17 protein-coding genes are annotated in these 20,354 nt (G+C 45.1%); 12 read left to right on the plus strand and 5 right to left on the minus strand.

The features are described from left to right. Positions 1-93: 93 nt before the first annotated feature. Together CIK93_RS06770 and CIK93_RS06775 are read left to right on the plus strand one after the other, a co-directional pair. A complete protein-coding gene (locus tag CIK93_RS06770; protein WP_094389965.1) occupies positions 94-1,134 on the plus strand; it encodes an AraC family transcriptional regulator in 1,041 nt (346 codons plus the stop codon). 171 nt (positions 1,135-1,305) lie between these two features. Continuing rightward, complete coding sequence (locus tag CIK93_RS06775; protein WP_094446966.1) at positions 1,306-2,469, plus strand: hypothetical protein; 1,164 nt, start codon at positions 1,306-1,308, stop codon at positions 2,467-2,469. A gap of 253 nt (positions 2,470-2,722) precedes the next feature. On the opposite strand, the gene CIK93_RS06780 is transcribed toward CIK93_RS06775, so the two are convergent. From CIK93_RS06780 to CIK93_RS06795, 4 genes are read right to left on the minus strand one after another with little or no spacing between them, the layout of a single operon-like run. Then, a complete protein-coding gene (locus CIK93_RS06780; RefSeq protein WP_094436768.1) occupies positions 2,723-3,394 on the minus strand; it encodes a hypothetical protein in 672 nt (223 codons plus the stop codon). Continuing rightward, on the minus strand, positions 3,369-4,214 hold the full coding sequence (locus CIK93_RS06785; RefSeq protein WP_094436770.1) for a metallophosphoesterase: 846 nt from the start codon (positions 4,212-4,214) through the stop codon (positions 3,369-3,371). The genes CIK93_RS06780 and CIK93_RS06785 overlap by 26 nt, the downstream gene beginning before the upstream one ends. Before the next feature lie 43 nt (positions 4,215-4,257). Beyond that, positions 4,258-5,025 (minus strand): LytTR family DNA-binding domain-containing protein, encoded by a 768-nt coding sequence (locus CIK93_RS06790; protein ID WP_094439034.1) that lies wholly within the window; start codon positions 5,023-5,025, stop codon positions 4,258-4,260. Positions 5,026-5,073: 48 nt separating this feature from the next. Continuing rightward, entirely contained in the window at positions 5,074-7,089 is a 2,016-nt protein-coding gene (locus tag CIK93_RS06795; RefSeq protein ID WP_094446967.1) for a tetratricopeptide repeat protein, read from the minus strand. A gap of 99 nt (positions 7,090-7,188) precedes the next feature. Between CIK93_RS06795 and dapA the strand changes: the two genes are divergently transcribed. The 8 genes from dapA to CIK93_RS06835 all read left to right on the plus strand — a co-directional run bounded on the left by dapA (position 7,189) and on the right by CIK93_RS06835 (position 17,347). Next, the gene (dapA, locus tag CIK93_RS06800) at positions 7,189-8,076 is read left to right on the plus strand and encodes a 4-hydroxy-tetrahydrodipicolinate synthase (protein ID WP_094389594.1); all 888 of its coding nucleotides are present in this window, start codon (positions 7,189-7,191) and stop codon (positions 8,074-8,076) included. Between the two features lie 54 nt (positions 8,077-8,130). Further along, complete coding sequence (locus tag CIK93_RS06805) at positions 8,131-8,976, plus strand: AraC family transcriptional regulator (protein WP_371597696.1); 846 nt, start codon at positions 8,131-8,133, stop codon at positions 8,974-8,976. 71 nt (positions 8,977-9,047) lie between these two features. Next, entirely contained in the window at positions 9,048-10,280 is a 1,233-nt protein-coding gene (locus tag CIK93_RS06810) for an S-adenosylmethionine:tRNA ribosyltransferase-isomerase (protein ID WP_094389596.1), read from the plus strand. A gap of 41 nt (positions 10,281-10,321) precedes the next feature. Next, positions 10,322-12,244 (plus strand): NAD(+) synthase, encoded by a 1,923-nt coding sequence (locus CIK93_RS06815; RefSeq protein WP_094389598.1) that lies wholly within the window; start codon positions 10,322-10,324, stop codon positions 12,242-12,244. Positions 12,245-12,259: 15 nt separating this feature from the next. After that, positions 12,260-13,786 (plus strand): replicative DNA helicase, encoded by a 1,527-nt coding sequence (gene dnaB / locus CIK93_RS06820; RefSeq protein ID WP_094389599.1) that lies wholly within the window; start codon positions 12,260-12,262, stop codon positions 13,784-13,786. Positions 13,787-13,826: 40 nt separating this feature from the next. Then, positions 13,827-15,434 carry a thiamine pyrophosphate-dependent enzyme gene (locus tag CIK93_RS06825; protein WP_094446968.1) on the plus strand — a complete coding sequence of 536 codons (1,608 nt, stop codon included), beginning with the start codon at positions 13,827-13,829 and terminating at the stop codon, positions 15,432-15,434. Positions 15,435-15,467: 33 nt separating this feature from the next. Then, a complete protein-coding gene (locus tag CIK93_RS06830) occupies positions 15,468-16,040 on the plus strand; it encodes an indolepyruvate oxidoreductase subunit beta (RefSeq protein WP_094389601.1) in 573 nt (190 codons plus the stop codon). Then, entirely contained in the window at positions 16,037-17,347 is a 1,311-nt protein-coding gene (locus tag CIK93_RS06835; protein WP_094446969.1) for a pyridoxal phosphate-dependent aminotransferase, read from the plus strand. The genes CIK93_RS06830 and CIK93_RS06835 overlap by 4 nt, the downstream gene beginning before the upstream one ends. A gap of 242 nt (positions 17,348-17,589) precedes the next feature. Here CIK93_RS06835 and CIK93_RS06840 read toward each other — a convergent pair whose 3' ends face one another. Next, positions 17,590-18,771, minus strand: coding sequence for an iron-containing alcohol dehydrogenase (locus tag CIK93_RS06840; protein ID WP_094446978.1), 1,182 nt, complete (start codon positions 18,769-18,771; stop codon positions 17,590-17,592). An 822-nt stretch (positions 18,772-19,593) separates the two neighbouring features. On the opposite strand from CIK93_RS06840, the gene rplU reads away from it, so the two are divergent. Together rplU and rpmA are read left to right on the plus strand one after the other, a co-directional pair. After that, entirely contained in the window at positions 19,594-19,911 is a 318-nt protein-coding gene (rplU, locus tag CIK93_RS06845; protein WP_094390232.1) for a 50S ribosomal protein L21, read from the plus strand. A gap of 18 nt (positions 19,912-19,929) precedes the next feature. Further along, entirely contained in the window at positions 19,930-20,187 is a 258-nt protein-coding gene (rpmA, locus tag CIK93_RS06850; protein ID WP_094390231.1) for a 50S ribosomal protein L27, read from the plus strand. The last annotated feature ends 167 nt before the right edge of the window (positions 20,188-20,354 follow it).

Raw genomic sequence — 20,354 nt, forward strand, 5'->3', positions numbered from 1 at the left:
AAAACGGCGTTAAGTTTTCTTTTTTCCATTATTATTTCGTAATTTTGCATTTACTAAAAACATAACGCTACTTACAAAAAAAGGACGACACCGATGATTGATTCGCTCACCTATTATATATATGGTCTGTGTACTATGTTTTATTCTATGATGGCATGGATGTTTTGGCGCAAAGGAAGCGATATGCTCTCACGGCTGTTTTCCATCCTCATGATTATCACCTGTGCAGAGAGTTTCAAGGACCTTTTCCTCTACATAGAAAACCAGAACATAGTGAACGATGGTCTGTGGAACGAACTCACAGCCATGGACATGGTGGTGATACCGATCTATAATTTCATCCTCAAGGAACTTGTTAAGCCCGGATGGCTTACTTGGAAGAAAGTCATACTCCATGAGACCGTTTTTATTGTCCTCATCGCAGTACTGTTTATAACCAATGCACCTATTTGGTTTCACTGCCTTGTAGGGTGGGGCGCCATCTATGGTATCGGCACACTTGTCGTAACCTTGATGCTCATTTCCGACTACCATCGCCAGTTGAAAGACCGCTTCTCCTATCAGGAAAATATCAATCTCAACTGGTTGCAAGGCGTATTGTTCAGCTTCTTCTTTATCCTCATCGTATGGACCATAGCCTCTTTACGGCGCACAGCGTATGCTGACGACCTATACATGATATGCTCGCTGGCATTATGGATGGTATTGAGCTATTTTCTGTATCGCCACGAATCTGTCATAGACGAACTCGTCAATACTGAAACCATCGACGAACCGCAAGATGAAAGCGATATGGAGCAGAGTACAATAGCCACTATCGTGCAACGGTTGTTCTATCAGGAACAAATCTACCTCAACCCCAAACTTAAACTTTCAGATGTTGCCACGCTGGTTGGTACCAACCGTACCTATCTCAGCAGATATTTCAACCAGGAAAACGGTCAGACCTTCTATGATTATGTCAACAAACTACGCATCAGTCATGCCGAACATCTGCTCCGCACCACATCTGATTCGCTGGCAATCGTGGCAGAAAAATCAGGTTTCAACTCCCAATCTACGTTCCGCCGTGTATTTGCATGCTATCATGACTGTTCACCCATAGAATATCGTAAAATCCACACATCGTCCTGATACTAAGCTGTTTTTACCCGATGAACATCAGCGTTTACCAAATGGTAGATGCTGATTTTGTTTTAATGAGCATGTTTTTTTACCCAATGAAACACGATTTATTAATAAAAGCATTACCTTTGCGACATCGTAGTCGACAAGACAATTATTACTTAACCCAATAAAACAATTATGGACGAACAGCAACAAAAAAACTATGACGCTTGGGGTTACCTTGACCAAGCTCTTTTCACCTCATCGCATGTGAAAGCAAAAGACATCAAGATGGGAAGTACCGACTGGGACAACGTCTATCCGACCTCACCAGAAGAAATCGACCGCATGGAGGATCTCATCCAGCAGGCACAGGCTTCGGCAGATGATCCTAACGACGAACAGTTCAATGAGCGCATACGCGACCTAAAAGAGGTGGTGCACTATTCTCGCAAGCGTCACCGTACTTGGAAATTGGCACTTATCGCTGGAAGTATTCTCGGTGCCTGCATCTTTTGGTATTTCAGCAACCTAGATCAGGAATCAGTCCAAAACCGCCAGAAAGACGTGAAGATAGTAGAGTTGTGGCAGAAAGCCGACACCACTATTGCTTATCAGAAGATGGATACCGTCCTTTGGGAAAGGAATTTAAACTACAACGAGCGCCTCAATGGTGCCAATGCATATAAAGCCTACTATCTCACCGATTATAACCAGAGGGCAGAGAGTTCACGCCTCAATTCTGCAAAATACAAGCAGCAGGCAGACACCGCCTCTACCGACGAAAGGAAGAAAGCCTATTTGAAGTCTTCCGAAAAGGAACAGGAAGACTACGAGAAATACAAGAAGCGCTTTGAGGAACTCGCAGCAAAAGATTTCAAGGCTGTGAAAGAACTGGCGCTGAAAGATACCCAGGGAGCTGTTGACTCTATGAAGAGCAGCAGCAATACCAAACGTGCGTGGATGATCTACCTCATCATTCTCATCCCGCTATATATCATATCAGGCTACCCCAGAGGCTATATATTATCACGTCACCGTCGCCAGGCAAGTCTCATGCGAGGCTTGCAGAAGTGGGGATTCCGTTTGGCAGCATTCTTCTTCGGAGTAGGTCTTGCCATGCAGTTACTCCCCGACGATATTGTGAAATATCGCTATTCCAACGGCTATACAGAGACCCGTAGAGAGGTCAACCCCGCCAACTTCATCTATATCGTGATGAAGATCGGACTGATGGTTGTGGGCGTATTTATCTTCTGTTTCATCTCAGTTTTCATTATGACATTCGAAACCGTCACAGGTCTGATTCGTAATTTCAACTGGCAAGAGATTTTAAGCAAGAAAACTCAGCCACAGAGCTGAAACATTTAGAATTACTTAGTTTGCGTAGGTCCGTTCCCACAGGACCAAAAGAAATGAAGGGTGCATCTTTGGGTGCACCCTTTCCATTTTCTGCCAATGAAACTTACCCGCTTCTTGTTCGTCATTTCGTTTTAGGAAACAGTTATCTGTTATTTGTAACGCAAAAAATTCGTTTTAGGAAACTTAGAGTGTAATCCGTGTAAAGTATGACCTTAAATAATTCCGTTATTTCTGACCTTAAAAATTTCTGCGGTTACAAAATGCAGGCTCTTACTCCGAGTGATAAGCCGATGATGTCATTCAGACTGACGGCATGATCGAGGATCATCGAGCGGATATATAGGTCGCACGAACTGATTTCATAAAAGAACGAAATGTTTTTAGCAAACAATTTCGTGCGGTGGTTGGGAATGGTCATGGTGACACGCTGACCTAACGCGATATTGAGTCTGAATTTTGTTGACATGAAATTGTAGTAGGCATCGGGATAGCGCCTGGGCTGTGATTTCCAGAACTCATGACCATAGACGGTATTGATGTAAATGCTGGCGGTCAGCGGTTCGATACTCCACCCGTTTTTCATGCTATGACTCCACGGAACGAAGTTCTGCTTGAGCGTCATGGTGAGTTTGCCACGTGTGCTCTGGTGGGCAGGAATATAACCGAAGAGAAGGTCGGTTTCCCATTGTCGGCGGTTACCATAATCCCATCCCAATCCAGCAGAGACCACACCCATGTTGCCTGCGTTCTGAATGATGAATTGTGTGGGAATCAGCGCGGCCCAATGCTTACGGTAACGGTGCACGCGCTTGTCATAGTAACTCTCTTTTGCCTTTTCCACGTATGTGGTGTCTGGTGGGAGTGCTTGGGCACGGAACACCACGAGCAGCATGATCAGACTAAAAATGAACCTCTTCTTCATCATATCCCTCCTTTCTGATTGTGATGATGCGATAGATGCGGTGGTCGGAACAGTCGATGCCGTAGAACAGCAGTCCGTCGCTGTAAATATTGTTCACTACGCTATTGTGGTTGTGACCATAGACGCAAAACATGAGATGGGGCAGAAAGTCTATATATCTTCGAAATGCCTTTGCCACATTATTGTTGAACTGGTCGCTATAGGGTGGGGCGTGCATGATGATGACGGTACGGTCAAACTCATCGGCACGCGCGGTAATCTCCTGTTCAATATAGTCGAAATTGGGTACTGCCGCCATATAATCATATTCTGTGGCATTGGTGTTGAGACAGAGAAATTTGACGCGTCCTGCGATGAATGAGAAATCCAAGGATCCGTAGAGTACTTGGTATGACTGATCGCCCGTGCCTAAGAAATCGTGGTTGCCTATCAATGCCACATAGGGTACATCCAGCTTCTGAAGGATCTTCCGTGTCCGTTCATACTCCTTTTTCGTGCCCGTGTCGGTGAGGTCTCCACAATGCACCACGAAATCGATGTCGTTACGCTTGTTGATGTCGTCAATCTCTGCCTTGGTATTGGTGTACCAGCCATGGGTGTCGCTGATGAAAGCGATGCGCAGGGAGTCTCTTGATGCAAACCGTTGTTCTATTTCGGCGATGGCCTGCTTGTTATGATGGGTCTCGCCTTTGTAGTTGACATCGTAGGGATGAACATCAAAAACGTCGTTGCACGCCGTCAGGAGACAGATCATGGCCATGCACAGAAAGAGGATGGTCTGCTTGGAACGCTTGTTGATATCGTTGTTGCTTTCAGTTTTCATGATGGTGATGGATATATTATTTCTTTTTGTCGGCAACAGCGGTTCAAATGGTATTAAACCGACTGATGAGTTTCTTGCGATAGAGCCGTGCCACCTTGACATGCTGAATTTGTTCGAAGGGCGGATAGAGGCGACAGACATTGTCGCACACTTCCATCAAACAGTTGATATTGATGACAAAGCGCTGGCTCACCTGTACAAAACAAGGGTCGAGGGCGAGCAATGTTTCACAGTTGACGTTACGTTTCAGGCGTATGGGTTCTTCACATCCCGACACAACGACTTCCCAGATTCGCTGGTCACTATTGTAGTAAAAGAGTCCGATGTCGGCAATGGAAACCACTCGAAAGTCAGAGAAGTTGGTATTGAAAATCAGTTTTTCGCGGTCGCGCCGTACAGTACTGTTGATGTCGGCAGGATTGTTGTCAGGCGCCTTCTGGTTGGAGGATTCGATATGGAGGCGTAAGCGCTGAATCATCGCCGAGAGTTCGTCGCGGTCAACAGGTTTGAGTAGAAAGTCGAATGCCTCGTTACGAAACGAAGAAAGCATCGAGTCCTTATGTCCGGTGTACATCACCACCCGGCAACGTCCTTGCGTCAGACGTTTCACCTCGCGGATGAAATCCACTCCCGACATGCCCGGCAGTTCTACATCAAGAAAGACGAGGTCAGGAGAAGCAGCCTTGATCTGACCTTCTGCCACCGTGGTGTTGCAGGCGCTTCCCACCACTTCAATATCGTCGTATTCCAAGAGCATGCGGCTCAGAGTTTCGATGGATAGAATCTCGTCGTCTATTATGATTGTTTTCATAAGTATTTAATTTATAGTGTAACAGTTTAAATTCGTAAAATATTTACTTTATAGTGCTTTCAGGTGTCTCGGTACCGTAAGTATGGCGCTGCATCCATGGTCATTATGGATGTCGAAACGGATCTTCGAACTTTTGTTTTCTTCGTTGATAATCGCCATGGTGTGGCGGATGATATTCAGTCCGATACGTGCCTTGGCATTGTTGTAGGCACGGATGTCAAAACCAGGACCATTGTCTTTCACGCAGATACATGCCTGCTGATCGTCAATGGCAACGCTGATCATAAGATGTTTCTCGCCTTCCTTATGTTTCAGTCCATGAATGATGGCATTCTCGGTCAGTATCTGCACAAACATCGACGGAATGAGAATGGCGTTCATCTTGTCTGTTGGAGGAAAGTCATAAGACACGATAAAGTCTTGTCCCATAAGTGATTTCTCCATTTCAACAAACTGTTTCACGAAGTCTATTTCCTGGTCCAGCGTTACGAAAGTCTTGCTGGAGATGTCGAGACTCGACCGAATGAGACGCGCCAGCAGCGTCAGCCGATTGGCCTCATTGGGACCATAAGAACCGACGCACGAATTGAGCACATTAAAGATGAAGTGGGGAGAGATGCGCTGGCGCACGATGGTCAGACGGAGGTTCAGCATATCGATGTGACGCTGTAAGGTGCGCTTGCGGTTATAGAACAGTTTTGCCAACAATACGGACACCACCACGATCAGGAAAGCAACGATTCCCCCCATGATATGGAGATTGACTTGATAGTTGGCACGCTCCTCCTGCACCCGGAGCTGGTTGTGGAGTCGCAACGTATCTTCACTCAAACGCACCATGATATCGTTCGCTCGCGCGATATTCTGTCGGTTCATGATACTGTCGTGGGTCTCATAAACACTCTTCTGCAAGCGGTAGGCACGTGAATAGTCACCCGTACGCGCGTAATACTCACTCAGATACTCGTAGCGTATGTCTTTTAGCATCGGATTGACCGGAGCGGAAAGGCGTTCCTGTCTCAAGGTGTGCTCAATGTCTGCATAGTGTCCTGCATGGAGTGCAAGACCGATACGTATGGTGTTGCAATAGAACACGCCAGCCTCTATGTTTCGTTGGTGGAAGAAAGGTTCAACCTGTTCGAGATAAACACGTGATGAATCAGACTGATGGAGTCGGAGAAAGACGTCTGCCATATTGAGCTTGCAAATCTTCATGTCGAGCACATCAGGGGTTCCCTTTTGCTCCAAATGGCGTTGCAGTCTGCGAAAGGCTTTCAGCGATTGCCTGTATTGTTTTTGGTAATAATAGGTATTACCATAGTTGTTAAGAAACACGATCTGCATGGCAGGAGTGAGGTCGTCAAAACGCTGATCTACGATTTTGTAACTCCTGAGTGCAGAGGGGAAGTCGCCAAGAGCAGTATAAACCCGACCGAGTCCCATACGATAGGAGAGTGTCTGCGTATCGTTTCTACCCAATGAGTCGGCAAGCACGAGGGCTTTTCTATACCAATGTGAAGCCTTCGTTAGATCATGTTTCTCGGCATAGGCATCCGCCATATTAGCCGCCAAGTCGGGCAAGTAGCTTGTCTGGTCGCTAACAGACAATAACTGGTATGCGCTATGGTAAAGTCTCACTACGCTGTCGGGATTGCCATGGAGCAGATAGAGATGAGAACCGCGTGCTGCCAACGTCCTGGCGCGCATACCGTTGATGCGGGGCGAGACAGGAAACGCCTTGAGAAAATGTTCAGCCTTATCCACATAAAACAAAGAGGAGTCTGGTGTGACGGTCATCAGGAAATGCGAAGCGTAAAGCAGGGCATAGTCGTAATATTCGAGCGAATCATCGGCAGTCGCCATGGCGTGACGGATGGAATCTACAGAACCCGGCTGTTGCCGCTTGAGCGAATCTCCCAAAGCCATCAGACGCTGCGTCTTGGCGGCCGAACGACAGTTGGAAGAATCAGAATTAAACTGGCAGGCAGAAAAAGCCAGCACAGCAATGGTGGCGAACGCCAACCCGAATATTTTTTTCGGTATAGGAATTGATTGTTTATTCATTATATATTTTCAATGCTGCAAAATTAGTGAAAAATTCTTCAAAATGTAATAGATTCCAGAAAATTTTATGTAATTTTGCGCACAGAAACATTGCTTTTTATGGTACACAATATATTCAAAGGCTTGGGCATCGCCCTGATTACACCATTTACAGAGAACGGAGAGGTTGACTACAAGTCGCTTCATCGCCTCGTGGAATATCAGTTGGACAACGGTGCCGATTTTTTCTGCATTCTCGCAACAACAGGCGAGACACCCACATTGACCGCAGAAGAGAAAAAGAAAATCAAGGAATTGGTGATTAACACAGTAGGCGGAAAGGTACCCATCCTCGTAGGCTGTGGCGGCAACAATACAACTGCCGTTGTCGAAGAGTTGCAGAATGGCGACTTCAAAGGTATTGATGGTGTGCTGAGCGTCTGCCCATATTATAACAAGCCATCGCAGGAAGGCCTTTACCAACACTTCAAAGCCATTGCGGCTGCTACTCAGTTACCCGTAGTACTATATAATGTACCGGGAAGAACAGGTGTCAACCTGAAGGCGGAAACCACCGTCAGACTTGCACGCGACTGCTACAATATCGTGGCTATCAAAGAGGCAAGCGGCAATCTGGAGCAGGTGGATGAAATCATCAAGAACAAGCCCAACGACTTTGATGTCATTTCAGGCGACGATGCGCTTACCTTCCCCATGATATCATGCGGAGCCGTCGGTGTGATCAGCGTCATAGGCAATGCGCTGCCACGCGAGTTCTCTAAGATGATTCGCTTGCAGTTGCGAGGTGAATACGATGGCGCACGAAAGATACACCACCGCTTTACCGATCTTTTCTCGCTCTTGTTTGTAGATGGCAATCCTGCAGGCGTTAAGGCGATGCTTCACGAAATGGGATTCATCGACAATATCTTACGACTGCCATTGGTTCCCACACGCATCTCAACGTTGCAGCGCATGAGCGAGATCATGAAGGAACTGAAAATCTAAAGTATCAAGTGTCTTATGGAGGAAAACAGGGTTATTCACGAAATTACGCCCTTGATGGGCAAAGACTCCCTCTACATAGCCGACCGCAGAAAGAAGGAGTTTACTTATCCTATTCACAATCATGAAGTGTTTGAACTCAACTTTGTGGAACATGCACCAGGTGTGAGGAGAATTGTGGGTGACTCTAATGAAGTGATCGGAGAATACGACCTTGTCCTCATAACCAGTCCTGACCTTGAACATGTATGGGAACAAAACGAATGTAAGAGTGAAGACATACGCGAAGTCACTGTACAGTTCTATATCGACTTGAGCGAAGACGGTTTTTTCGGTAGGAATCCATTCAACTCGCTACGGAAGATGATGCTTGAAGCAAGGAAAGGATTGGCCTTCCACATGGAAGACATCCTCCGCGTCTATAACCTTATAGATACACTCAGCTCTATCAAAGACGGTTTTTATGCTGTGACACAGTTTCTTGCCATACTCTACGAACTGTCGAAAAGCACTAAAATGCGCCCGCTGGCAAGCAATAGTTACGCCAAGGTAGAAGTGGCAAGCGACTCAAGACGCGTGCTCAAGGTTAAGAATTTCATAGCCAAAAACTATATGGACGAGATCAGACTCGGAACACTTGCTGATATTGCAGGTATGAGTCCGTCGGCATTCAGCCGATTCTTCAAACTCCATACCGGAAGGACACTCAGCGACTATGTCATTGACATGAGACTGGGATATGCCAGCAGAATGCTTGTGGATACCTCAAAAAGCGTGGCGGAAATATGCTACGAATGTGGCTTCAACAACCTCAGCAATTTCAATCGTATCTTTAAGAAGAAGAAAGACTGTTCACCGACAGAGTTTCGGGAGAACTACCACAAGACACGAATCATCATTTGATAGCAACAAGACGAGGGCGCAATCAGCTTACGACAAGTGCATTCGAAAACAGGTCTGAATAATATATTATCGTGAAAGAGAAAGAAATACAAATCAGCGATTACAACTATCCGTTGCCCGATGAACGCATAGCAAAATTCCCATTGCCCGTGCGCGACCAATCTAAATTGCTGATCTATCAGCAAGGAAACATTTCAGAAAGTAAGTTCTACCACCTCGCAGAATTCCTGCCGAAAGGTGCCCTGATGGTGTTCAACAATACAAAGGTCATACAGGCAAGACTACATTTCCGAAAGGAAACAGGAGCACTCATTGAAGTGTTTCTGCTCGAACCGGCAGAACCGGCAGACTATGAACAGATGTTTCAAACCAACAAAAAATGCAGTTGGCTCTGCCTCGTGGGAAATCTCAAGAAATGGAAAGAGGGAACACTCTGCAGAACCATCACGGTCAAGCAACATACCCTCACCATCAAAGCCACGAGAAAAGGCGAACACGGTACGAGTCAATGGGTGGATTTCGAATGGGACAATACAGATGTAAACTTTGCAGATATACTCGATGTGGCTGGCGAACTCCCTATACCTCCGTATCTCAACAGAGAAACACAGGAAAGCGACAAAACTACCTATCAGACCGTATATTCTAAAATAAAAGGAAGTGTGGCTGCACCAACAGCGGGACTCCACTTCACACCGGAGGTGCTCGCAGACCTCGACCGTCACGGAGTGGAATGCGAGGAACTCACACTGCATGTTGGAGCAGGAACCTTTAGACCGGTGAAAAGCCAACACATTGGCGAACACGACATGCACACAGAATATATTGCTGTCAGAAAACATACATTGGAGCGCCTCGTGGAGCACAATGCCAATGCCATTGCCGTAGGAACCACCAGCGTCAGAACGCTGGAGAGCCTATATTATATAGGTCTGAAACTCGAATGCAACCCGGAACTCACCGAAGAACAACTTCATGTTTGCCAGTGGGAACCATACGAAGAGGAAAACGGAGCCGGAACAGACAGTAAACTGCCTGCAAAAAAGGCTTTGGAGAATATCATCGCATGGCTCGATAGTCACCATCTGACCACACTTCACTCTTCCACTCAAATCATCATCGCACCAGGCTATGAGTATAAAATAGTGAAGATGCTCATCACCAATTTCCATCAGCCGCAAAGCACGTTGCTCTTGCTGGTCAGCGCATTTGTGAAAGGCGACTGGAAACGCATCTACGACTACGCATTAAGCCACGATTTCCGTTTCCTGAGCTATGGCGACTCTTCGCTCCTCATACCATAAACGGAGAAGTAAACAAGCAAATAGTAACAAATAGTTGAGATATGAAATACGGATTTGTAAATGTCGCAGCAGCTGTTCCTGCAGTAAAAGTGGCAGACACAGCATACAACGTCTTTGAAATCGAGAAAATCATTGCCGACGCAGAGGGCAGGGGAGTGGAGATTCTCTGCTTTCCAGAACTATGTATCACGGGCTATACCTGTCAGGATCTGTTCAGACAACAGCTGTTACTAACACAGGCGGAAGAGGGACTCATGACGCTTCTTGATTTTACAAGACAGCTCAACGTCATCTGCATCGTGGGACTACCCGTACAGACAGGAGGAATGTTGCTCAACTGCGCAGCTGTCATCCAAGCAGGTACACTGCTCGGACTCGTGGCAAAAACATATCTGCCCAACTACAACGAGTTCTATGAGAAACGATGGTTCGCTTCTGCGCAAGATCTCAAAACAACGGAAGTTTACTTAGCAGGATCACCCGTCGCGCTGACTGCACAACCCACCATCTTCCAAACAACGGACGGAGTGAAGTTTGGAGTGGAAATATGTGAGGACGTATGGGCACCTGTGCCACCAAGTAACAATCTCACACTGGCTGGAGCAGATATTATCTTCAACTGCTCAGCAAGCAACGAACTCACCGGCAAACATAAATACCTTCGCAACCTGCTCATGCAACAGAGTGCAAGAACCATTAGCGGATACGTTTATGCTTCATCGGGATTCGGTGAATCTACGCAAGATGTGGTCTATGGAGGTAATGCCATGATTTTTGAAAACGGACACTTGCTCGCTGAAGGCGAACGCTTCTCGCTGCAGCCACAGATACAAGTGGCACAAATCGATGTGGATCGACTCAGAACGGACAGAATGGACAATACCACGTTTGTAAATGCCCAACGAGAAGCTTTTGCGCAGATTATTTCATGTAAAATGGTGGAATCAGCTGAGTTTAAACTGTCAAGATACGTAGATCCGCATCCGTTCACTCCCGACGATGACGATATGCAGGAAAGTTGCGAAGAAATACTCAACATCCAGTCGGCTGGTCTTGCCAAACGATTGGTACATACCAATTGCCAGAAGGTTGTGATAGGAATAAGCGGCGGTCTCGACTCGACGTTGGCTTTGCTCGTATGTGTCAGAACATTCGATATGCTTGACTACGATAGAAAAGGGATATTGGGAGTCACCATGCCTGGATTTGGTACTACAGACCGCACGCACGACAATGCAATCCGTCTCATGCAGACACTGGGCATCAGCCAAAAGGAAATAAGTATTGCCAAAGCAGTCAAACAACATTTTGAAGACATCGGACAGGATATTGACACGCATGATGTGACCTACGAAAACTCGCAAGCAAGAGAGCGCACGCAAATTCTTATGGATCTCGCCAACAAGGAAAACGCACTCGTCATCGGAACTGGTGACCTTTCTGAACTCGCGCTGGGATGGGCAACCTATAACGGCGACCACATGTCAATGTACGGAGTCAATGCAGGAGTACCCAAAACGCTGATACAGTATCTGATAAGATACATGGCAGAACTTGAACTGTTCAACGAACAAAAAGCAACGCTCATCGACGTTATTGATACACCTATCTCGCCAGAACTGACACCGGCTGACGATGAAGGACAAATCAAACAGAAGACAGAAGACCTTGTAGGTCCCTACGAACTGCACGACTTCTTTCTCTACTATTTCCTGAGATTTGGATTCAGACCCAGAAAGATCATGATGCTTGCAGAACAAGCTTTCGACGAGAAATATGACAGGAAAACCATCAAAAAATGGCTGACCACATTCTGCCGCAGATTCTTTAACCAGCAATTCAAACGATCTTGTCTGCCTGACGGACCGAAAGTGGGAAGCGTCAGCCTCTCGCCAAGAGGTGACTGGAGAATGGCAAGTGATGCCTCAAATGCATTGTGGGTAAAAGAATGTGAAAGCTTATAACACTTTAAAAACAAAATGCCAGATAACAAACAACCACGCCGCACAAGAAAACCGGCGACTGATAATACTTTCGTACACGTTCAGCCGCAAGCTACAGAAATAGAAAAAACTGTGCTCGGAGCACTCATGATCGACAAAGATGCCTATTCGGTGGTCTGTGAGCTGCTGTATCCTGAAAGTTTCTATGAACCTCGAAACCAAAAAATCTATGAGGCAATAAGAGAACTCGAATTGCGCGAAAAACCTGTTGATGTATGGACTGTGACCGAACAGTTGGCTCATCAAGGGGACCTCGAAGATGTTGGAGGACCAGGGTATGTTACTGAACTCTCCTCAAGGGTTTCCTCATCGGCAAGTATCGAATATCACGCAAGAATCATTGCGCAGAAATTCCTCGCACGACAGCTGATTTCCTATGCCAGCGTCATCGAAACGAAAGCTTTTGACGAAACGATAGATGTGGAAGATCTGATGCAGGAGGCAGAAGGTTCGCTCTTCGAACTCTCGCAAAAGAATATGAAGAAGGACTATACCCAAATCGACCCGGTCATCAAAAATGCTGTAGATGGCATTCAAAAGGCTGCAGCAAACAAAGACGGACTGACGGGTGTTTCCACTGGTTATTATAAACTTGATGATATGACCAGTGGATGGCAAGCCTCTGACTTAATCATCATCGCAGGACGACCTGCCATGGGTAAAACGTCATTCGCACTCTCCATGGCTAAGAATATTGCTTCAGACAATAAAGTTCCGATGGCTTTCTTCTCTCTTGAAATGAGCAATACGCAATTGGTCAACAGGTTGATTTCTAACGTATGCGAAATCCAGGGTTCGAAAATACTCAACGGACAACTGCACCCTGACGAATGGGATAGGCTTGACAAACGACTCAACAATCTATTGGGAGCACCGCTTTATGTGGATGATACGCCGGGACTGTCGGTTTTCGAACTGCGCACAAAGGCACGACGCCTCGTCAGAGAACATGGGGTGAAGATTATCATGATCGACTATCTACAGTTGATGAACGCTCAAGGTATGAGGTTCTCTTCACGACAAGAGGAGGTATCGACCATCAGCCGCTCACTCAAAGGACTCGCAAAGGAACTCAATATCCCTATCATCGCACTCTCGCAGCTGAACCGTGGTGTTGAAAGCCGAGAAGGTAATGATGGAAAACGACCTCAATTGTCTGACTTGCGTGAATCGGGTGCCATTGAGCAGGATGCGGACATGGTGCTCTTTGTTCACAGACCAGAATACTACCATATTTATCAAGATGAACACGGACACGACCTCAGAGGTATGGCACAGATTATCATTGCCAAACACCGTAAAGGTGCGACTGGTGATGTGTTGCTCAACTTCAGAGGTGAGTTTACACGATTTGAGAATCCGGAAGACGGCAAACTCAACACTAAGAACGCAAATGACGGCGGAGGTGAAATTCTTGGCAGCAAAGTGAATGGGGGAGACCAAGGTGGCACGATGGAATCTCCGTTTGGCTATGATGGACCTGACGGACCTATGCCTTTCTAACAATCATAATATGCAGATATAAACTAAAATACTTAAAATCATGAAGAAACTATTATTAGGCGACGAAGCCATTGCGCAAGGAGCTCTCGATGCTGGATTGAGCGGCGTCTATGCCTATCCTGGAACTCCGTCAACGGAAATTACCGAGTATATCCAAGGCTCTGCACTCGCACGCGAATGGGGAGTGCACAGTCGTTGGTCAACCAACGAGAAAACTGCAATGGAGGCAGCATTGGGAATGTCCTTCATGGGTAAAAGAGCCATGGTCTGCATGAAACATGTAGGTCTGAATGTATGCGCCGACCCGTTTGTCAACTCGGCAATGACGGGAACAAACGGTGGACTCATCGTTCTAGTGGCTGACGACCCATCAATGCACTCTTCACAGAATGAACAAGATAGCAGATTCTATGGTAAGTTTGCCATGATTCCCACACTCGAACCCGCAAGCCAACAAGAGGCTTACGATATGATGGAAGAAGCTTTCCAACTCTCTGAAGAACAACATCTGCCAGTACTCGTGCGTGTTACAACTCGCATGGCTCACTCTCGTGCCGTGGTGAAAGTGAAAGAGACACCAAGACAACAAAACGAGCTCAACTACAATGCTCAGGCTTCTAACTGGGTATTGCTGCCTGCTTTTGCTAGAAAACGTAATGCTATCGTTACTGCGCAACAAGCAGAACTCGAAACTATTGCAGAAAAGAGTTCACACAATAAATATGAGGATGCTGCTGATCATTCCATGGGTATTATCGCTACGGGAATTGCCTATAACTACCTGATGGAATGTTTCCCTGACGGTTGTCCGTTCCCCGTACTCAAAATCAGTCATTACCCGTTACCAAAAGCGTTAGCAAGACGAATGACAGAGGCATGTGAGAGTGTGCTGATTGCAGAAGAAGGACAACCATTCGTAGAAGAAATGGTGCGTGGCGTAATGCCTGGAAATACTGTCATCAAAGGAAGACTCACAGGAGAACTTCCACGTACAGGAGAACTTAATCCAGACCTCATCAAAAAGGCTTTGGGTATAGAAAGCGACGAGAGGTATGCTACGTGTGAGGATGTCGTGCCACGCCCACCTGCACTCTGTCAAGGTTGTGGACACCGCGATGTATATGCTGCTCTCAACCAAGTATTGCTTGACTATCCCAACGCACGCGTATTTGGCGATATTGGTTGCTACACTCTCGGTTTCCTTCCACCATACAAAGCTATTCACTCTTGTGTAGATATGGGGGCGTCTATTACAATGGCTAAAGGAGCGTCAGATGCCGGACAATGGCCTGCTGTTGCCATCATCGGAGATTCTACATTTACTCATTCGGGAATGACAGGACTCTTAGATGCCATCAACGAAAATGCTGACATCACAGTTATCATCAGCGACAACCTCACCACAGCAATGACAGGTGGACAAGACTCGGCTGGAACTAATAAGTTTGAAGCCATCTGCCGAGGACTGGGACTAAGCGAGGAGCATCTCAAAGTGGTTGTCCCCCTGCCTAAAAACATGGCAGAAATCACACAGACCATTCGTGACGAAATCAACTATCATGGTCCTAGTGTGATCATTCCAAGACGTGAGTGCATGCAGACGTTGCAAAGACATCTGAAGCAGAAAAAGAATGCCGAGCGAAAATAACATATTCCGTATAATACTAAAACCAAGAACAAGATGAAAACAGATATCATACTATGCGGTGTCGGCGGACAAGGAATTCTCTCTATTGCCACGATTATCGGTGAAGCCGCAATGAACGAAAACCTTTATATCAAACAGGCTGAAGTACACGGAATGTCACAACGTGGAGGTGATGTGCAGTCCAATCTGCGCATCTCTGATAAACCTATCGCCAGCGACCTTATTGCAAAAGGTAAGGCTGATGTTATCATCTCCATGGAACCTATGGAGGCTCTACGCTATTTGCCGTTCCTCAACGAAGAGGGATGGATTATCACTTCTGCATCTCCCTTTGTCAATATACCAAACTATCCAGAAATGGCAGTTATTGAGCATGACCTCAAAAAATTACCACACGTTATCATGCTCGATATCGAACAACTGGCCAAGGACAATGGTGTGCCTCGTTCTGCCAACGTAATTCTTCTGGGAGCTGCACAAAAGGCTTTGAATATTGAATATGATAAGTTGGAAGCTGCCATACAACGGGTATTCGCCAGAAAAGGAAAAACTATCGTCGAGGCGAATATCAAGGCATTGGCCATTGGAAAGGAACACCAATTATGAAACAGACACCTATAGATCCAAAACTCATTGACTCACTGGTAGGCGAACTGGGCATTAACGACTTTGCTAAAGCAACTATACGAGAAGTTAAACTCGTGGCTGCACGGGCAGAGAAACAGTCTGGAGTGGAGTTTATCAAAATGGAAATGGGTATTCCAGGACTTCCTGCAGCAAAGGTAGGGGTGGAAGCTCAGATGAAAGCGTTGGGCAACGGAATAGCTAATCTGTATCCTGATATTCAGGGACTGCCCGAACTGAAAAATGAAGCGTCACGCTTTGTCAAAGCATTCATCGGCATTGATATCGCACCTGAAGGATGTGTGCCCGTTTGTGGTTCCATGCAGGGTACGTTTGCTTCTTTCTTGACTTGTTCGCAGGCTGACAGCAAAAAAGATACGGTTCTATTCATTGATCCAGGATTCCCTGTACAGAAAATGCAATTGCAGGTTATGGGGGTAAAATATGAAACATTTGATGTCTATAGTTACCGGGGAGAACGTCTGGGTGAGAAACTTGAATCTTATCTGAAACAAGGTAATATCTGTGCTATTGTCTATTCAAACCCCAATAATCCGTCGTGGATTTGTCTCAACGAGAAAGAACTCAAGACGATTGGACAACTGGCCACTCAATACGATGCGATTGTGATGGAAGACCTTGCATATTTTGCCATGGATTTCCGTCGAGACTTGAGTAAACCGTTCCTGCCTCCGTACCAACCGACGGTAGGTCGCTATACAGACAATTACATCCTGCTGATTAGCGGATCTAAAGCTTTCAGTTATGCGGGTGAGCGTATTGGTGTGACATGCATCTCGGACAAACTGTTTCATCGCCATTTCGATGAACTTGCAGCAAGATATGGAGGATTGACCTTCGGACCAGTTTTCTCTACACGCATGCTTTATGCTTTGTCCTCTGGAACTAGTCATTCTGCACAATATGCTATGGCAGCCATGCTGCGAGCTGCTTCTAATGGGGAATATGATTTCCGAAGCGAAGTAAGTGTCTATGGAAAAAGAGCACATCAACTGAAAGAAATATTCCTTCGACATGGATTCCATATTGTCTATGATAAAGACTTGGACGAACCTGTAGCGGATGGATTCTATTTCACCATAGGATACAAAAATATGAGTAGCGGACAATTGGCTTACGAATTGATGAGTTATGGTGTTTCAGCAATATGCCTCGTAACTACAGGATCTGACCAAGAAGGATTGCGGGTGTGCACTTCTTTCATTGAAGATCACCAATATGCACAATTGGAAGAAAGAATGAGTATTTGGGAAGAAAACCATCAATAAACCAACAAATTGAATCAGCATACAAGAAAGAAGTTCCGGTTTTAAATGATCTTTAGTAAAGCCGGAACTTCTTTTTGTTTATTTTATAGTGAACTTTAAAAACTCTTCATAACGAAAGTCTTTCATTAAACACTAAAACTCTGTACTTTTACTTTTCTTCAACACAAGTACTTATGATAGTTTTTCGTCGTTCTTTTTATAAACAATTACATTTTACATAAGAATAGAGTAGGGGGAGTGAATTATCGCGCCATACGATATATTTCTCGCATTTCATTCTGACCCAAAACCTCCATGGCACCCACGGTAATCTTTCCACCACGAGAGCATTTGTCAACCATCACCTCTAGCTCTTCCTCGGTAATTTCACGACCTAGAAGTTCGTGAATTGAAGTCGGCATACCAATTTCATGATAAAACTTCTCCACAGCTTCAATACCGGACAGAGCAGTCTGCCGAGGATTGGCAAAATCGTTTGTGACTCCCATGACGTTGACAGCAAATTGAACAAAACGATTCAAGTGTCGATCCATGACAAAACGTGCCCATGAGGGCCAAAGGGCTGCAAGGCCAGCTCCGTGTGTTACACCAAACAAAGCACTCAGTTCGTGCTCAAGACGGTGGGTTGCGAAATCTTTTTCTGTTCCACACTCAGTCAGGTCATTGTGTGCAAGAGAGCCAGCCCACATAATTTGGGCACGATAACGATAATTCTCAGGATCTTTGAGTACCAATGGCAGCACATCCTTTACCGTACGCATCAATGATTCTGCAATACCATCAGTCAATGTCATTTCCTCATATTTGGAAAAATAACGTTCCATGGTGTGCATCATAATATCTGTACCGCCAGCAGCTGTCTGATAAGAAGGTAAGGTGTAAGTCCGCTCTGGGTTCATTACAGCAAACTTACAGCGACATAAATCGCTGTTTATGCCACGTTTCAATAAACCGTCATCTTTCGTTATCACGCAACTTGAAGACATTTCGCTTCCTGCAGCAGGAATAGTGAGGACAGTGCCAACTGGCAGGCATTGCTGAGGAACAGCCTTTCCGTCCCAAAAATCCCAAACATCACCGTCATAATGCACACCATAGGCAATAGCCTTTGAAGAGTCTATAACGCTACCGCCGCCAACGGCAAGAATAAAATCCACATCATGTTTGCGACACAAATCAATTCCTTCATAAACTTTACTTAGCAGAGGATTTGGCACCACGCCGCCAAGTTCAACAAATGATAAACCAGCGTCACGCAATTGTGTGCGCACCACATTCAGCAAACCAGATTTTTCTGCAAAACCACCGCCATAATGTAGTAATATCTTATGGCCGCCATAAGCACTTACAAGACTACCTATTTGTTTTTCAGCATTACTGCCAAAAACTACACGCGTAGGTGCATAGAAATTAAAATCCTTAATCATAGTATTTCCCCGGACAAGAAGGAAAATCGTATTCTGTCCTTTTTGTTTTATCTTTTAGACGAGCTATTTATAATGCAAATATAATAATAATCCACGAGACAGAACATAGATGTTTAAATTATTTATAATATTTTCCCCAATTCGGGACAAAATAGCGATTAGTTAAATATAAAGACAGATACGCAAAACTCTTCCCATGCTATCAGACATGGGCTGTATATAAAGAATCGAAAGAGATTATGGCTCATCCGACATTTCGAGTGAAAAAGTCAATGTAAAATAAAAGAAAACTGCCGAAGTTTTTGTATATTTGAATAACCACAAACAAATATATAAGATTGCTAAAGTGCAATTATCAGTTCTTTTATAAATAAAAAGCAGTTTCTTGATAACTTTCTATACAGCTTACAACAAATATTAGACAATACTGAATTTAAATCGCCCTATTCTATTTTGGTCCAATATATAGCATAGATTTATCGTTTGAAAGTTATATATAATAGTTTTTTATATATTGTGTGGGCACACAATATAATACTTCTGAAAAATTCTTTAGAAATGTTTTTGATTTTAAAAAAAATATATTACCTTTGCATCAGTTATCCTGAAAACAATCTTTTTACCTTAAAAGAGAGCTAATACCTATTGAAGATTGAAGCGATTGCCTGTGAGGGTCATCGCTTTATTTTTTTTATTATAAATTTGGTTGTCTCATAAAAAATTCGTAACTTTGCGCCCGATTTAGTCCGTTTTGGCTCGGTAAAGTCACAACACGGTGTTGTGCGCCAGTCGGAAAAACCCGTTTATAACATTTAAATAATGTACGCAATTGTAGAAATTAACGGTCAGCAGTTCAAAGCCGAAGAAGGCAAAAAGCTCTTCGTGAACCACATGAAAGAGGCTGAAGCCGGCAAGACTGTTGAGTTTGACAAGGTACTGCTTGTCGACAAAGAAGGTTCAGTACAGGTAGGTGCACCCACCGTAAGCGGTGCTAAAGTAGTATGTGAAGTGATCAATCCCCTTGTTAAGGGTGAGAAGGTTATCGTTTTCAAGATGAAGCGTCGTAAGGACTCTCGCAAAAAGAACGGTCACCGTCAGCAGTTCACTCAAGTAGAAGTTAAATCAGTAATCGCTTAAACGTAGGAGGAACAAGAAATGGCACATAAAAAAGGTGTAGGTAGTTCTAAGAACGGCCGTGAGTCTGCATCACAGCGACTCGGCATTAAGATTTTCGGTGGCCAGAAGGTTGTTGCAGGCAACATTATTGTTCGCCAGCGTGGCTCTAAGCACAACCCCGGCAACAATGTTGGTATGGGTAAGGACGATACTTTGTTCGCTCTCGTTGACGGAACTGTTCAGTTCCACAAAGGAAAGCGTGACAAGAGCGTTGTTTCAGTAATCCCCGAAGCATAACGCCGAACAAGAAAAAAAATACTCCAAACAAACAATAGAATCCCAAATCTCTCACGAGGTTTGGGATTTCTACTTTTTAAAGGCTGTGGAGGTTAAAGGTTACGAACCTTATGAAGCTGCAAACGTATGCACTTTTACCCTGATACGTGGGGGTAAATGGTATATAG

Source organism: Prevotella sp. P3-92 (assembly GCF_002251205.1).
Lineage (GTDB): Bacteria > Bacteroidota > Bacteroidia > Bacteroidales > Bacteroidaceae > Prevotella.

Excerpts from the sequence above, each read along its gene's own strand:
- CIK93_RS06770 (WP_094389965.1), top strand. The coding sequence starts at position 94 with ATGATTGATTCGCTCACCTATTATATATATGGTCTGTGTACTATGTTT.
- CIK93_RS06775 (WP_094446966.1), top strand. The coding sequence starts at position 1,306 with ATGGACGAACAGCAACAAAAAAACTATGACGCTTGGGGTTACCTTGAC.
- CIK93_RS06780 (WP_094436768.1), bottom strand. The coding sequence starts at position 3,394 with ATGATGAAGAAGAGGTTCATTTTTAGTCTGATCATGCTGCTCGTGGTG.
- CIK93_RS06785 (WP_094436770.1), bottom strand. The coding sequence starts at position 4,214 with ATGAAAACTGAAAGCAACAACGATATCAACAAGCGTTCCAAGCAGACC.
- CIK93_RS06790 (WP_094439034.1), bottom strand. The coding sequence starts at position 5,025 with ATGAAAACAATCATAATAGACGACGAGATTCTATCCATCGAAACTCTG.
- CIK93_RS06795 (WP_094446967.1), bottom strand. The coding sequence starts at position 7,089 with ATGAATAAACAATCAATTCCTATACCGAAAAAAATATTCGGGTTGGCG.
- dapA (WP_094389594.1), top strand. The coding sequence starts at position 7,189 with ATGGTACACAATATATTCAAAGGCTTGGGCATCGCCCTGATTACACCA.
- CIK93_RS06805 (WP_371597696.1), top strand. The coding sequence starts at position 8,131 with ATGGGCAAAGACTCCCTCTACATAGCCGACCGCAGAAAGAAGGAGTTT.
- CIK93_RS06815 (WP_094389598.1), top strand. The coding sequence starts at position 10,322 with ATGAAATACGGATTTGTAAATGTCGCAGCAGCTGTTCCTGCAGTAAAA.
- dnaB (WP_094389599.1), top strand. The coding sequence starts at position 12,260 with ATGCCAGATAACAAACAACCACGCCGCACAAGAAAACCGGCGACTGAT.
- CIK93_RS06825 (WP_094446968.1), top strand. The coding sequence starts at position 13,827 with ATGAAGAAACTATTATTAGGCGACGAAGCCATTGCGCAAGGAGCTCTC.
- CIK93_RS06830 (WP_094389601.1), top strand. The coding sequence starts at position 15,468 with ATGAAAACAGATATCATACTATGCGGTGTCGGCGGACAAGGAATTCTC.
- CIK93_RS06835 (WP_094446969.1), top strand. The coding sequence starts at position 16,037 with ATGAAACAGACACCTATAGATCCAAAACTCATTGACTCACTGGTAGGC.
- rplU (WP_094390232.1), top strand. The coding sequence starts at position 19,594 with ATGTACGCAATTGTAGAAATTAACGGTCAGCAGTTCAAAGCCGAAGAA.
- rpmA (WP_094390231.1), top strand. The coding sequence starts at position 19,930 with ATGGCACATAAAAAAGGTGTAGGTAGTTCTAAGAACGGCCGTGAGTCT.